Source organism: Pseudoxanthomonas sp. CF385, assembly GCF_900104255.1.
In the GTDB taxonomy this organism is placed as follows: domain Bacteria; phylum Pseudomonadota; class Gammaproteobacteria; order Xanthomonadales; family Xanthomonadaceae; genus Pseudoxanthomonas_A.
The window spans coordinates 522,592-535,921 of the sequence record NZ_FNKZ01000002.1; the positions used below are offsets into that span (position 1 = coordinate 522,592).

The following is a 13,330-nucleotide window of genomic DNA, read 5'->3' on the forward strand; positions in this document are numbered from 1 at the left end:
GATCAGAACTCGTAACGCACGCCCAGCTGCAGCGACCACTGCGCGATGCCGTTGGTCTGGCTGTCCGCGTTGGTCGGGATGCCGAACGCGGTCGCCTGGCCGAACTCGGTGCCGCCACGGTAGTTGTACACGTACTGACCGTTGGAGATGCCGACCAGTGACGCCACGGCGTTGTTGGCGTTGAAGCCGTAGTCCAGGACGTGGCCCCAATCCTTGTTGATCAGGTTGCCGACGTTCTGGATGTCGAGCCAGATCTTCGACTTGTGCCCCTTCATGAAGCCGGGCAGTTCCTGGCTGATGCGGATGTCGAAGGTATTGACCCAGCCGGAGCGGAAGCCGTTCTCGGGCGCGTAGCTGCCCTTGTAGCGGTTCAGGCCATCCTGCTGCTCCAGCCATGCGAAGAACTGCGCTTCCATCGCGGCGGCCGAAACGGCGGTCGGGGCGCACGCGGTACCGGCGGAGTTCAGCGCCGAGCAGCCGAAGTACGTGCCCGCGGCGTTCATGGTGCCGAAGCGCACGTCGCCCGGACCGTTCGGGACGTAGAACAGGTCGTTGAACGTGCGGTTGTCGCCGTTGGCGTCGCCGTTGAAGATGTAGCTGTACGGACGGCCGCTGCGGCCTTCGTAGAACAGGCCGACCTGGGTCGCGTAGTCGCCGAAGAACTTGTGCGACCAGTTCACCGAACCGCTGAAGCGGTCCTTGATCTCGTAGCGGGCCGTCGAGCTGGTCGGCTCGTTGATGTTGTAGCCCAGCTGCGAACCGTAGCCCGAACCGGCGGTCGAGCTGGTCAGCGCCGACACTTCCTCGGCGTTGGTACGCGTGTAGCCCAAGGTCCACGACCAGTCGCTCTCGGTCGAGAACGGCTTGGACAGCGAGACCGTCAGCTGCTGGCCCTTGCCCTTGTTGGTGTTCTCGAGCAGGAACACGTCACCGAAGTAGCCGTTGCGGCCGAAGCGCGCGCCATTGGGCGCCAGCGCGCCGGTACCGGCGCCGGTGTTGCCGAACGGACGACCGCTGGCCGGGTTCCAGTACAGCACGCGGCCATCGGGACCGATGTAACCCGGGCCGACATTGAGCGTGCGGTAGAACAGGCCGTTCTTGACGTCCGTCAGCAGCAGTTCCGCCGACGCGACGACGCCGTTCCACGGGGTCTCGACGTCGATGGCCAGGTTCGCCTTCCAGACCGACGGCAGCTCGAAGTCGCTGCTGATGGCGTTGACGTTGCGCACGCCCGAACCACCCGGGGGAACGTTCTGGTTCAGGCCATCCGGGCTGAACGGAACGAGCGTCGGGTTGGTGTAGTTCTGATACGAGGTGTAGTTCATACCGGTGCTGCTGTAGGCATTGCCCACCCACACCTGCGGCGCGTCACCCTGGAACAGACCGACACCGCCGCGCAGCTGGGCCGGACGCTCCCAGTCGAAGGTGTAGTTGAAGCCGAAGCGCGGCTGGATGATGTAGTCGCCGTTGTAGGTGTTGTTGTTGGCGATGCCGAAGCCGCCGACGTAACCGGTGCCGCAGGCGGCGTTGACCGTACCCGGGGCCGCGGCGAAGCACTCGTTGAACGGCGGGTTCGGGCTGGCTTCCGGCTTGTCGGCACGCACGCCGAGGGTCAGGGTCAGGTTCGGGGTGACGTACCAGGTGTCCTGGACGAAGAAGCCCAGGCTCTTGTTCTTGTAGCGCGCTGCGATCGCATTCGGATCGGCCGGGTTCGTCTGCAGGTCGTAGTCGAAGTAGCGGCCGGCGATCAGGTTGCTGAAATTGGCCGGGCCCCACAACGGACCGGCACCGTCCGGATCCACGCCGCGCGGCACGTAGAAGCTGTAGTTGCCCCACGAGTCCTGCAGGAAGAAGTTGTAGATCTCGTTCTCGCTGTACTCGGCGCCGAACTTGAGGTCGTGGTCGCCCACGGTCCAGGTGGCCGAACCGAAGTAGTTCCAGGTCTCGGTCAGCAGGGCGTTGCCGGGCGAGCTGCGCTCGGTGCCGAGACGGATCGCGTCCAGGCCGTTGATGCTGTTGCTCGTGGTGCCGATCGGGTTGTCATTGCCGTTGCCGGCGATGCGGTCGTCGAAATAGACCTGGATCGTCGGCGCGGTGGTCGGGCTGACGCGGACCGCCGAGTAGTCGCGGTACGACACCTTGAACTCGGTCGAGAAGGTGTCGGACCAGTCGCTGAACAGCTGGCCGACGTAGCTCTCCACGGTCTTGACGTGGTTGAACCAGTTCGAGCTCAACGCCAGGATGCTGGCGGTGGAGGCTTCCGGACGCACGCGGTTCTGCTCGAGCTTGCTGTAGCGCAGGCTGGCGCGATGGGCGTCGCTGATGTTCCAGTCGAGCTTCAGTGCGTACTCTTCGAGTTCGGTGTCGCCGCCGCCGGTCAGGTCGCCCGGCTCGAAGCCCCACTCCTCGCGCGCGATGCGCTGGACTTCGGCCACTTCGGCGGCCGTGAACTGGGCGTTGCTGTCCGCGAGCGGATTGGTGCCCAGGGTCTTGCCGGCGGGGCCGATGTTGGTCTGCTTGAACTTCTCGTAGTTGGCGAAGAAGAACAGCTTGTCCTTGATGATCGGGCCGCCCAGGGTCACGCCCCAGGTGCTCTCGTCGTCGAATTCGTCGAACTTCTGGCCGGTCACGTCGATGGTGGAACCGGCGACGCGCGCCGGGTAGTCGCCGAACCAGTCGCCGTCACGGTAGCTGCCGTAGACCGAACCGTGGAATTCGTTGGTGCCCGACTTGGTGACGGCATTGACGTTGGCGCCGGCGGCACCCGACATGGTCACGTCGTAGTTCGACAGGTTGATGTCGATGGCCTCGATGGCCTCCATCGACACCGGCTGGCGCTGGGTCGGCATGTTGTTGCCTTCCAGGCCGAAGGTGTCGCTGGCCGACACGCCGTCGATGGTGATCTTGTTGAAACGCGGGTTCTGGCCACCGGCGGTGATGCTGCCCGAGGCGCGGTCGCTGAAGGTCACGCGCGGATCGAGGCGCATGTAGTCCTGGATGTTGCCGTTGACCGACGGCAGCGACTGGATCGTCACCTGGTCGACGCTGGTGCCCGAGCCCATCTTGGTCGCGCTGAACACTTCCGAGCCACCGGTGAAGCCCACGGCGGTGACGGTTTCCAGCGTGGTCAGGTCGCCGGTCAGCGCGGCATTGACGGTGCTGGTCTGGTTCAGTTGCAGGAAGACGTTGTCTTCGGTCTTGGTGCCCGAACCCGACTTGGTGATGATCACCTGGTAGGGACCGCCGACGCGCAGGCCGCGTGCCGTGTAACGGCCGCTGGCATCCGTGGTGGCGCGGCTGACGGTACCGGATTCGACGTGGGTGATGGTCACCTCGGCGCCGGCGACGGGCTGGCCGCCATTGTCGGTGACCAGGCCGCCCACACCGGCCGAGGTGCTCTGCGCGAAGGCAGGCGCGGCGGCGAGTGCGGCAACGAGGCCAAGGCTGAGCTTGGACATGCGAAGACGACGGGATTGGTTCATCGGATAAACCTCAGGTACGGGAGTGATGTGGCGAAGCGGCTGACAAGACGTGCGGAACCGGCCGGTGGGGTCGGTTCAAGAGGGCGTGCTAGGGGTTCCCATGGCCCACGCGGCGTCCGCGGAGGTTAATAACAGGTTAACACGATAGGACCATTTTGTGACCGCGGCATGACAAATTCCCGCGGTGCAACATGACAGCCCCGCCCCGTCCCGGGGGCGCTGGAAACCCGGCCGAAGGGCCCGCGGGCGGGCCGCCGGACGTCAGATATTGGGGGGCGTCAGCTTGAGGTAGGTCCCGACCCCATCGAGGACCATCTGTACGGAGATGGCGACAAGAAGCATGCCCATTAGCCGCTCGATCGCTGTCAGCACACTCCGCCCAAGCCACTTGTAGAGCACGGTGGCCGAAATCAGGATCGTCGCCGTGGCCGCCCAGGCGATCAGCAGGGCCAAGCTCCAGTCGGCCAGCCGGTCCGGCTCGGAACTGCCCATCAGCATGACGGCGGCCATCCCCGACGGGCCGGCCACCAGCGGGATGGCCAGCGGCACGATGAAGGGCTCGCCGCCGGGGGTCTCGCCCATCAGGCCTTCAGGGCGCGGGAAGATCATCCGCACGCCGATCAGGAACAGCACGATGCCGCCGGCGATGGCCACCGACTCCTGGCGCAGGTGCATCAGGTCCAGGGCGTATTTGCCACACCACAGGAACAGCATCAACACGACCAGCGCGATCAGCAGCTCCCGGACCACCACGATGCGCTGGCGGCGCGTCGGCAGCGGCTTCAACACGCTGAGGAACACCGGGATGTTGCCCAGCGGGTCCAGGATCAGGAACAGCAGCATGGCGGCCGAGAGGATGGTCATGCGCGCACTTTCCAGACCTGGCCGCGGTGGGCGGCACCGGCAGATGACAGCAAGGTGACACAGGCCCCGGCGTAGTCGACCGCCTCACGGGCCTGCAGGTCGTTGTCGTCGGCATAGGCGCGCGCGCGCAGCCCGGTCCGCATCGGGCCGGGTTGCAGGGCCGACACGCGCACGGACGAGGTTGCCAGTTCGGCATGCAGCATGCCGACCATCGCGGCCAAACCGTGTTCGGCGATGCCGTAGGCACCCCAGTAGGCCTGGCCGACGCGCTCGAGGTCGTCCAGTGCAAAGACGAGCGCCGCATCCGCGGACTGGCGCAGCAGCGGCAGGCAGGCCTGCGACAACCACCAGGGGGCCGTCAGATTGACGTGCATGACACGCGCGAACGCCGCAGGGTCGGTGTGCTCCAGCGGCGTCAGCCCCTTGAACTCCACCGCGCAATGCAACACGCCATCCAGTCGACCCAGTTCGGCACGGAGGCGATCGGCGAGCTCCGCATAGTCGTCGGGCGTGGCGCCTTCGAGATCCAAGGGATACAGCAGCGGCTCCGCCCCGGCCTGCGCCACCGCGTCGTACACGCGATTCAACTTCGGCACCTTGCGGCCCAGCAACACGACGGTGGCACCCGCCTGCGCGCTCGCGACCGCGGCTGCGCTGCCCAGCCCACCATGCGCGCCACTGACCAGGATCACGCGCCCGTCCAGCGCGCGCGGCGCGCGGGTAGGCAATCCGACCAGGCTCACGGAGACAGCGCCTCGGCCACGATGCGCTGCAGCTCGCCCGACTCGTGCAATTCGAGCGTGATGTCGCAGCCGCCGATCAGCTCGCCGTTGATGAAGAGTTGCGGGAAGGTGGGCCAGTTCGAGAAACGCGGCAGGTTCGCGCGGATCTCGGGCTCCTCGAGCACATTGATCGTGTAGAGATGTTCGGCACCGGCTTCGCGCAACGCCTGCATGGCGCGACTGGAAAAGCCGCACATCGGGAACTGCGGCGTGCCCTTCATGAAAAGGACGATCGGGTGGCCATCCACTTCGGCCTGGATGCGTTCCATCACCGGCATGCTGATTTCTCCTTCCTTGACGGTTTGGCAACCACCGTCGGGTACACTTTCGGTCCGCTCCGCAGGCCCTGCCGGCGGATTGCCCATTGTAAGCCTTCGCATCGCTCCGACGGTGCCCGGCATGCCCCTTGACCCGCCTAGCGTAAGGAACCGAGCCATGGCCATCGAACTGCCCCCCCTGCCCTACGACCGCACCGCCCTGGAGCCGCACATCTCCGGCGAGACCATCGACTTCCACTACGGCAAGCACCACAAGACCTACGTGGACAACCTCAACAAGCTGATCGAAGGCACCGAGTTCGCCGACGCGTCGCTGGAGGAGATCGTGCGCAAGTCGCAGGGCGGCATGTTCAACAACGCCGCGCAGGTTTGGAACCACACCTTCTACTGGAACTGCCTGAAGCCCAACGGTGGCGGCGAGCCGACCGGCAAGCTGGCCGAGCTGATCAACAAGACCTTCGGCGACTTCGCCAAGTTCAAGGAAGAGTTCACCAAGACCGCCATCGGCACCTTCGGGTCCGGCTGGGGCTGGCTGGTGCAGCGCCCGGACGGTTCGCTGGCGCTGGCCAGCACTTCCAACGCCGCCACCCCGCTGACCGGCGAGGACAAGCCGCTGCTGACGATCGACGTGTGGGAACACGCCTACTACATCGACTACCGCAACGCGCGCCCGAAGTACGTCGAGTCGTTCTGGGCCCTGGTCAACTGGGACTTCGTGGCCGGCAACCTGCGCTGATCGCGCGCCGACACCGCACGTTCGAACGGCCGGGGAAACCCGGCCGTTTTCTTTTTTGCGACGCTGGCTGGCCGATGAATGCGGCCCACCGGCGCGTCAACAGCCGCCAGCATGCAGGCGTTTCCGGAGGCGTGGTCCCACCCCGAGGAGAACACCATGGCACTGCGATACGGATTGGCTGGATCCCTGCTCACCGTCCTGATGGCGATGTCGGCGAGCGCCGATGCCGCGCCACGCGACCGCGACAACAACCCGCCCGGCCCGGCCGGCGGCCGTGGCACCAACTGGGAGAATCCGCCCGGCTGGAGGGGCGGTCCCGGCACGTCACCCGACCGCCGCTGGTACCGGCATGGCGGCAAACGCTATGAGTTCGCCGTGGTGAAGAACGGCTACTACTTCAATCCCCACTACGGCTACTGGCATCCTCGCTACGGCCTGTGGAACCAGGCCAAGCGTTGCTGGCTCGATCTCGACAACAATCCTCCCGGTCCGCGTGGCGGCCGGGGCACCAACTGGGAAAATCCGCCGGGCCCGAAGGGTGGACCGGGCGCGTCGCCGGACCGCTTCGGCCGCTGCCGCTAACGCGTCGGTGGCGAAATGCAGAACGGCCGGTCACGCCGGCCGTTCTGTTGTAGACGCGTTGCGTCCTGTCAGTCCGTCAGGCGGGCGATGACGGGCGCGACCTGCGCCTGCCGGCCGAGCGCCACGCCGACGCGTGCGAGCGCGTGCGCGAGCGATTCCGCATCGTCGGCCCGCAAGGTCGCGTGGCCTACCTTGCGTCCGGCCCGCGCCTCCTTGCCGTAGTCGTGCCAGTGACCGCCGGCTTCCTGCAGCACCGGTGCCGCCGCAGGCATCTCGCCGATCCAGTTCAACATGCACGCATGTCCCAGCACGCGCGTGTCGCCGAGCGGCAGGCCGAGCACGGCACGCAGGTGGTTCTGGAACTGCGAGGTTTCCGCACCCTCGATCGTCCAGTGTCCGGAGTTGTGCACGCGCGGCGCCATCTCGTTGGCCAGCCAATGGCCGTCGCGATGGAAGAGCTCCAGCGCGAACACGCCCACGTAATCCAGCGCTTCGGCCAGCTTGCGCGCATGCTCGCGCGCGGCATGGGCCAGCGCTTCGTCGATGTGCGCCGGCGCCAGGCTGGCCGACAGCACGCCGTCGACGTGCCAGTTCTCGGTCAGCGGCCACGTGCGGAACTCGCCATCGCGCCCGCGCACCGCCACGACCGACAGCTCGCGTTCGAACGGGATGAAGGCCTCGACGATCAGGCCGACCGTCGCCGCCTGCGCGCCGAGCGCCGTCCATGCCGCATCGACATCGTCCACGGAACGCAGGCGGAACTGGCCCTTGCCGTCGTAGCCCAACCGGCGTGTCTTGAGGATGCAGGCGCCGCCGAGGCGTTCGACTTCCGTCCGCAGTTGTTCGCGCGAGGCGACATCGGCGAAGGCGCCCACCGGGATATCCAGTTCGCGGAACAGCGTCTTCTCCACCAGCCGGTCCTGCGCGACGGCCAGCGCGCGCGGGTTCGGGAACACGGGGACGCGCTGCGCCAGCCACTCCGCGCTTTCGGCGGGGACGTTCTCGAAATCGAAGGTGGCGACGTCGATCCTCGACGCGAATTCGGCCAGGGCCGCTTCATCGCGGTAGTCGCCGACCAGCAGCGGCGCGAACTGACCCGCGCACGCGTCCGGCGCGGTGTCCATCACCAGGAAGCGCAGGCCCAGGGGGGCGCCCGACAGCGCCAGCATGCGGGCCAGTTGCCCACCGCCGAGGATGCCGACCGTGGTCATAGCGGCTGGCGCGGGTCGTCGTGCGCCATCACGTCGTCGGTCTGGCGCGCGCGGAACGCGGTCAGCGCCGCGCCGATCGCGGGGTACTCCGCCGCCAGCAACGCCGCGGCGAACAGGCCCGCGTTGGCGGCGCCTGCATTGCCGATGGCGAACGTCGCCACGGGGATGCCGGCCGGCATCTGCACGATGGACAGCAGCGAATCCATGCCGTTGAGGGCCTTCGACTGCACAGGCACGCCGAGCACGGGCACCGCGGTCTTGGCCGCGAGCATGCCGGGGAGGTGCGCTGCGCCGCCGGCACCGGCGATGATCGCGCGCAGGCCGCGCGAGGCGGCCTCGTCGGCATACGAGAACAGCACGTCGGGCGTGCGATGCGCCGAGACCACCTTCACTTCGTAGGGCACGCCCAGCGCATCGAGTTTCTGCGCGGCGTGCTGCATGGTTTCCCAGTCGGAGCGTGAGCCCATCACGATGCCCACGACGGGGCTGGAAACGCTGGCGGTCATGGCCGTCCTCGGTCGCAAAGACGTATTCTACCCGCTGACTGAACCGCCGACCGAGTCCCGACCTCCATGGACCGCAAACTGCTCGACCTGCTGTGCTGCCCCACCACCCGCCAACCGCTGGCCGTGCTCGATGCGCGCGGCCTGGAGGCGCTGAACCGTGCGATCGGCAGCGGGCAGGTCAAGCGGGCCGACGACACGGCGGTCACCGAACCGCTGCGCGAGGCGCTGGTCACCCACGATCGCAAGACCGCCTACCGCGTGGAGGACGGGATTCCCGTGCTGCTCGCGGAGGAAGCCATCGCCACCGCCCAGGCGGGCGATTTCCCCGCCCGATGAGCCCGCATCCGACGCCGCCGCCGGAAGACGTGATCCGTGACGACGTCGCGCGCGCGCTGGCCGAGGACGTCGGCACCGGCGATGTTACCGCCGCACTGCTGCCGGACACCGCCGACATCGCCTACCTGCTCTGCAAGGAAGAGGCCATCGTGGCGGGCAGGCCGTGGTTCGACGCCTGTCATCGCACGCTGGATCCGGACGTGCGGATCGACTGGCGCGTGCAGGACGGCGATCGCGTGCCGGCGGGCACCGTGCTCGCCACGCTGGTGGGCCGCACGCGCGCCCTGGTCACCGCCGAACGCGCGGCACTCAATTTCCTGCAGACCCTGTCCGGCACCGCCACCACGACCGCACAGTACGTGGACGCCGTCCGCGGTACCGGCTGCACGATCCTCGACACCCGCAAGACGCTGCCCGGCCTGCGCCTGGCGCAGAAGTACGCCGTCCGTTGCGGCGGCGGGCATAACCACCGCATCGGCCTGTACGACACGGTGATGCTGAAGGAGAACCACGTGCGCGCCGCGGGCTCGCTCACGGCCGCCATCCGCGCCGCGCGCGCCGCCCAACCCGCGCTGCCGCTCATCGTCGAAGTGGAGACCCTGGCGCAGCTGGACGAGGCGCTGTCGGCGGGGTGCGAGCGCATCCTGATCGACGACTTCGATGCCGACACGCGCCGCGAAGCCGTGCGCCGCGCGAAGGCGTCGCCGCATGACGGACGCATCCCGCTGGAGGTCTCCGGTGGCGTGGACATGTCGACGCTCGCGGGCATCGCCGCCGATGGCGTGGACTTCGTTTCCATCGGCGGGCTCACCAAGCACGTGCGCGCCATCGACCTGTCGATGAAGCTCGGCCCGGCGCCATGAACATGTCGCCGCTCAGCGCACTGTTGTGGATGGTCGCCGCGGCGGCGGTCTTCGCATACTGGAACGCCGCACGTGCGGCGGCCGAACGCGCCGGCGTGGTGGGCCGCAACGCCTGCCAGGCTGCCGGTGTCATCTGGCTGGACCAGAGCGTGCACGCGACCGGCCTGCGCGTGTGCCGCGGCGAGGACGGCTGGCTGGGTTTCGAACGCAGCTTCCGCTTCGAGTACTCGCATGACGGGATCGATCGCCATGTCGGCCGCCTCGTGCTGCGCAAGGGCGAACTGGTGTCGTTCGTGGGGCCTGTCGTGCCGTCGGTCAGGCCGCTCGACCTGCACTGACGCCGCGGCGACCGCAGCGGGTCACTTCACCACGCGCAGGAACGGCGGCCGCTTGCCCGGCGTCGGCGGCGTCTCGTCGTCCGGCGGCGTATCGTGCGAAGGCGGATCATCGTCGCCATCGGGCTCCGGGCCGGGCGCCACGTCGTCGGGCAACGCCATGCCCTGCCCCGTCTCGCGCGAATAGATCGCAAGCACCGCGCTGATCGGCACGTAGACCGGATGGCTGACGCCACCGAAGCGCGCGGTGAAGCTCACCGCCTCGTTGTCGATCATCAGCCGCACGACCGCACGCTCGGCGATGTTGAGCACCACCTTGCCTTCCTTCACCGCGCTCATCGGCACCTGCACGCCGGCCTGCGTAGCGTCCACGAGCAGATGGGGCGTCATCCCGTTGTCCGCGATCCACTCGTTCAGCGCCCGCAGCAGGTAAGGGCGGTGGCTGGTCATGCGGGAAGAATCGTCGGTCATGGAGGTCTCGGAAGCCGATCGCGAGAGGCGTGCGCGCGCGAAGCGGCCGTGCGGATGCCGGCTAGGTCGGAATCTCGCGGAGCTTCTTCTCGGCGTCCGTCAGGCTGCGGATGAAGCCGGGGTTGCGGAAGATGCGATTGCCGTAGTCCTCGATGGCCTTGCCGTCCTTCGGCAGCGGCACGTCCAGCGAGGGCAGGCGCCAGATGATCGGGGCCATCGCGCAGTCGGCCAGGCTCATCTCGGGATTGAGGAAGAACTTGCTCGCCTTGAACAGCGGTACCGAAGCGGTCAGCAGTTCCTTCAGGCGCTTGCGGCCGGCCTCGGCCTGCTGCTTGTTGCCCAGCTGGATCGCCTGCACCTGCGGCACCCAGTCGTGCTCGATGCGCAGCATGGCCAGGCGCAGGCGAGCGCGGGAAAGCGGATCCACCGGCATCAGCGGCGGATGGGGATAGCGTTCGTCCAGGTACTCGCTGACCACCGAGGCGGCGTACAGCACCAGATCGCGCTCCACCAGGGTGGGCACGGAATGGTAGGGATTGAGGTCGATGAGGTCTTCGGGCGGGTTCTGCGGATCCACCGGCACCAGGTCGTAGCTCACGCCCTTCGCGGCGAGCACCAGCCGCACGCGATGGCAGAGCACATCATCGGTGGAGGAAAACAACGTCAGTGTATTGCGCATACGTGGACTCGCAGCCATTCACGGCTCTCCGACGACCGGAATCCGCCGATCGCACCGACGCCACCGGCCCCTTGCCGAAGGTCGCCCCGGTCCCTGAGTGTGCAATCCCCGCCGGAAAAAGCCAAGCAACCCCATGCCCGGCCGGCTCCGTCTACGACGCGGGCGCGTGCCCGCGTCGTGGCGGCAGATGCGGCGCCCTTAGTGGACGTCCTTCCAGTACTCCTCCTTGAGGAGGTAGGCCAGGAACGTCAGCGCTGCCAGGAACAGGATCACCCACACGCCCATGCTCTGGCGCTTCAGGGCCGCCGGCTCGCCGACATACTCCAGGAAGTTGGTGATGTCGCGCGCGGTCTGGTCGAACTGCTGCGCGCTCTGGCGACCGGCCTGCGTCACCTTGAGGCTCTCGACGTGGCGCTCGCCCGTCACCGGATCGGGCGCGCCGAACTCCGCGTGCTGCAGACCCTGCAGTTCCCACAGCGGGTTCGGCATGGAGGCGTTCGGGAACAGCTTGTTGTTCCAGCCCAGCGGGCGCGATTCGTCGAGGTAGAACGACTTGAGGTAGGTGTAGATCCAGTCGCTGCCGCGCACGCGCGAAATGACGCTCAGGTCCGGCGGCATCTTGCCGAACCACTTCGTGGCCGGATCGTGCGGCATCGACACCTGGATCTGCTCGCCGAACTTGGCGCCGGTGAAGTTGAGGTTGTTCATCACCTCGTCTTCGGTCAGGCCCAGGTCCTCGGCCATGCGCGAATAACGCATGTACTTCAGCGAATGGCAGCCCGCACAGTAGTTCATGTACAGCTGCGCACCGCGCTGCAGCGAGGCGCGGTCGCCCAGGTCGTTGCCGGCCTGGAGCTTGGCGCCGCCGCCGGCGGCGAACGCGGAAAACGAGATCAGCAACCCGCTGGCGAACACAGCTAGGCGAGAGGCGAAAGTCTTAGTCATGCGTCGTCACCCGCGCCGGCACCGGCTTGGTCTTCTCGAATCCGAAGAAGGTGTAAACCCACAGGAAGATGAAATAGCCGAAGTAGAGCACCGTCAGCACGCGGCCGATGATGGTCTCGACGGGATCGGTGCCCGGGCCCGCGCCGATCTTGCCCAGCCAGACGAAGCTGACGGCGAAGATGGCCAGCGCGATCTTGAACGCCAGGCCGCGGTAGCGGATCGACTTCACCTTGCCGCGGTCCAGCCACGGCACCGCGAACAGGATCGCGATGGCGCCGAACATCACCAGCACGCCGCTCAGCTTGTGCGGCACCACGCGCAACATCGCGTAGAAGGGCGTGTAGTACCAAACCGGCTTGATGTGCTCCGGCGTCACCAGGCGGTTGGCCTCGGTGAAGTTGTCGTGCTCCAGGAACCAGCCGCCCATCGCGGGCGCGAAGAACACGATGAACGCCGCCAGGATCAGGAAGCCGCCGACGTAGAAGCCGTCCTTGACCGTGTAGTACGGATGGAACGGAATGCCGTCGGTGGGCGCGGTCGGCGACCAGCGGTTGCCCTTCGGTCCCTTCTTGATCTCCACGCCGTCGGGGTTGTTCGAGCCGACTTCGTGCAGGGCGAAGATGTGCAGCACGACCAGCAGCAGCAGCACCAGCGGCAGCGCGATCACGTGCAGGGCGAAGAAGCGGTTCAGGGTGGCGTCGCTGGGCAGGTAGTCGCCCATGATCCACTCGGTCAGGCCGTTGCCGATCACCGGGATCGCGCCGAACAGCGAGATGATCACCTTGGCGCCCCAGAACGACATCTGGCCCCACGGCAGCACGTAGCCCAGGAAGGCTTCGGCCATCAGCACAAGGTAGATCAGCATGCCCAGGATCCACACCAGCTCGCGCGGCTTCTGGTACGAGCCGTACATCAGGCCGCGGAACATGTGGATGTAGACGACGATGAAGAACAGCGAGGCGCCGGTGCTGTGCATGTAGCGGATCAGCCAGCCCCACTCCACGTCGCGCATGATGTACTCGACCGACGCGAAGGCTTCCGCCGCGCTCGGCTTGAAGTGCATCGTCAGGAAGATGCCGGTCAGGATCTGGTTGACCAGCACCACGATCGACAGGACGCCGAAGATGTACCAGATGTTGAAGTTCTTGGGCGCGTAGTACTCGCTCATGTGCTTGCGGTACACGGGCATGAAGCCCGGCGCGCGCGCATTGAACCAGTCCATCAGGCCATCAGCGGTACGGGTGAAGATGTTCGCCATGG

The 13,330-nt window shown here is 67.0% G+C and carries 15 protein-coding genes; 5 read left to right on the forward strand and 10 right to left on the reverse strand.

The features are described from left to right. Positions 1–2: 2 nt before the first annotated feature. The 4 genes from BLT45_RS12625 to grxD form a co-directional block, all read right to left on the reverse strand. Positions 3–3,482, reverse strand: a complete 3,480-nt coding sequence (locus BLT45_RS12625; RefSeq protein ID WP_254771882.1) for a TonB-dependent receptor — start codon at positions 3,480–3,482, stop codon at positions 3–5. 261 nt (positions 3,483–3,743) lie between these two features. Beyond that, complete coding sequence (locus BLT45_RS12630; RefSeq protein WP_093300491.1) at positions 3,744–4,346, reverse strand: YhgN family NAAT transporter; 603 nt, start codon at positions 4,344–4,346, stop codon at positions 3,744–3,746. After that, the gene (locus BLT45_RS12635) at positions 4,343–5,089 is read right to left on the reverse strand and encodes an SDR family NAD(P)-dependent oxidoreductase (RefSeq protein WP_093300494.1); all 747 of its coding nucleotides are present in this window, start codon (positions 5,087–5,089) and stop codon (positions 4,343–4,345) included. Before BLT45_RS12635 ends, BLT45_RS12630 begins: the two co-directional genes overlap by 4 nt. Beyond that, entirely contained in the window at positions 5,086–5,406 is a 321-nt protein-coding gene (gene grxD, locus BLT45_RS12640) for a Grx4 family monothiol glutaredoxin (protein WP_056878201.1), read from the reverse strand. Before grxD ends, BLT45_RS12635 begins: the two co-directional genes overlap by 4 nt. Before the next feature lie 157 nt (positions 5,407–5,563). Here grxD and BLT45_RS12645 point away from each other — a divergent pair, with 157 nt between their 5' ends. Beyond that, positions 5,564–6,142, forward strand: coding sequence for a superoxide dismutase (locus BLT45_RS12645; protein WP_093300497.1), 579 nt, complete (start codon positions 5,564–5,566; stop codon positions 6,140–6,142). Between the two features lie 156 nt (positions 6,143–6,298). Then, complete coding sequence (locus BLT45_RS12650; protein WP_093302024.1) at positions 6,299–6,724, forward strand: hypothetical protein; 426 nt, start codon at positions 6,299–6,301, stop codon at positions 6,722–6,724. A 68-nt stretch (positions 6,725–6,792) separates the two neighbouring features. Here BLT45_RS12650 and BLT45_RS12655 read toward each other — a convergent pair whose 3' ends face one another. After that, positions 6,793–7,935: a 5-(carboxyamino)imidazole ribonucleotide synthase gene (locus BLT45_RS12655; protein WP_093300500.1), complete on the reverse strand. Its 1,143-nt coding sequence runs from the start codon at positions 7,933–7,935 to the stop codon at positions 6,793–6,795. After that, positions 7,932–8,441 carry a 5-(carboxyamino)imidazole ribonucleotide mutase gene (gene purE / locus BLT45_RS12660; RefSeq protein WP_093300503.1) on the reverse strand — a complete coding sequence of 170 codons (510 nt, stop codon included), beginning with the start codon at positions 8,439–8,441 and terminating at the stop codon, positions 7,932–7,934. Before purE ends, BLT45_RS12655 begins: the two co-directional genes overlap by 4 nt. 66 nt (positions 8,442–8,507) lie before the next feature. Between purE and BLT45_RS12665 the strand changes: the two genes are divergently transcribed. The 3 genes from BLT45_RS12665 to BLT45_RS12675 are packed head-to-tail and all read left to right on the forward strand — an operon-like array spanning position 8,508 to position 9,978. Continuing rightward, positions 8,508–8,777: a Trm112 family protein gene (locus BLT45_RS12665; protein WP_093300506.1), complete on the forward strand. Its 270-nt coding sequence runs from the start codon at positions 8,508–8,510 to the stop codon at positions 8,775–8,777. After that, positions 8,774–9,640, forward strand: coding sequence for a carboxylating nicotinate-nucleotide diphosphorylase (gene nadC / locus BLT45_RS12670; protein ID WP_093300509.1), 867 nt, complete (start codon positions 8,774–8,776; stop codon positions 9,638–9,640). Before BLT45_RS12665 ends, nadC begins: the two co-directional genes overlap by 4 nt. Further along, complete coding sequence (locus BLT45_RS12675) at positions 9,637–9,978, forward strand: DUF3301 domain-containing protein (RefSeq protein ID WP_093300512.1); 342 nt, start codon at positions 9,637–9,639, stop codon at positions 9,976–9,978. The genes nadC and BLT45_RS12675 overlap by 4 nt, the downstream gene beginning before the upstream one ends. 21 nt (positions 9,979–9,999) lie before the next feature. On the opposite strand, the gene BLT45_RS12680 is transcribed toward BLT45_RS12675, so the two are convergent. The 4 genes from BLT45_RS12680 to BLT45_RS12695 all read right to left on the reverse strand — a co-directional run bounded on the left by BLT45_RS12680 (position 10,000) and on the right by BLT45_RS12695 (position 13,328). Next, entirely contained in the window at positions 10,000–10,446 is a 447-nt protein-coding gene (locus BLT45_RS12680; protein WP_093300515.1) for a ClpXP protease specificity-enhancing factor, read from the reverse strand. A gap of 61 nt (positions 10,447–10,507) precedes the next feature. Continuing rightward, positions 10,508–11,143, reverse strand: a complete 636-nt coding sequence (locus BLT45_RS12685) for a glutathione S-transferase N-terminal domain-containing protein (protein ID WP_093300518.1) — start codon at positions 11,141–11,143, stop codon at positions 10,508–10,510. Between the two features lie 180 nt (positions 11,144–11,323). Continuing rightward, entirely contained in the window at positions 11,324–12,070 is a 747-nt protein-coding gene (locus BLT45_RS12690; RefSeq protein ID WP_093300520.1) for a cytochrome c1, read from the reverse strand. After that, the gene (locus BLT45_RS12695) at positions 12,063–13,328 is read right to left on the reverse strand and encodes a cytochrome b (protein ID WP_093300523.1); all 1,266 of its coding nucleotides are present in this window, start codon (positions 13,326–13,328) and stop codon (positions 12,063–12,065) included. Before BLT45_RS12695 ends, BLT45_RS12690 begins: the two co-directional genes overlap by 8 nt. Positions 13,329–13,330 lie beyond the last annotated feature (2 nt).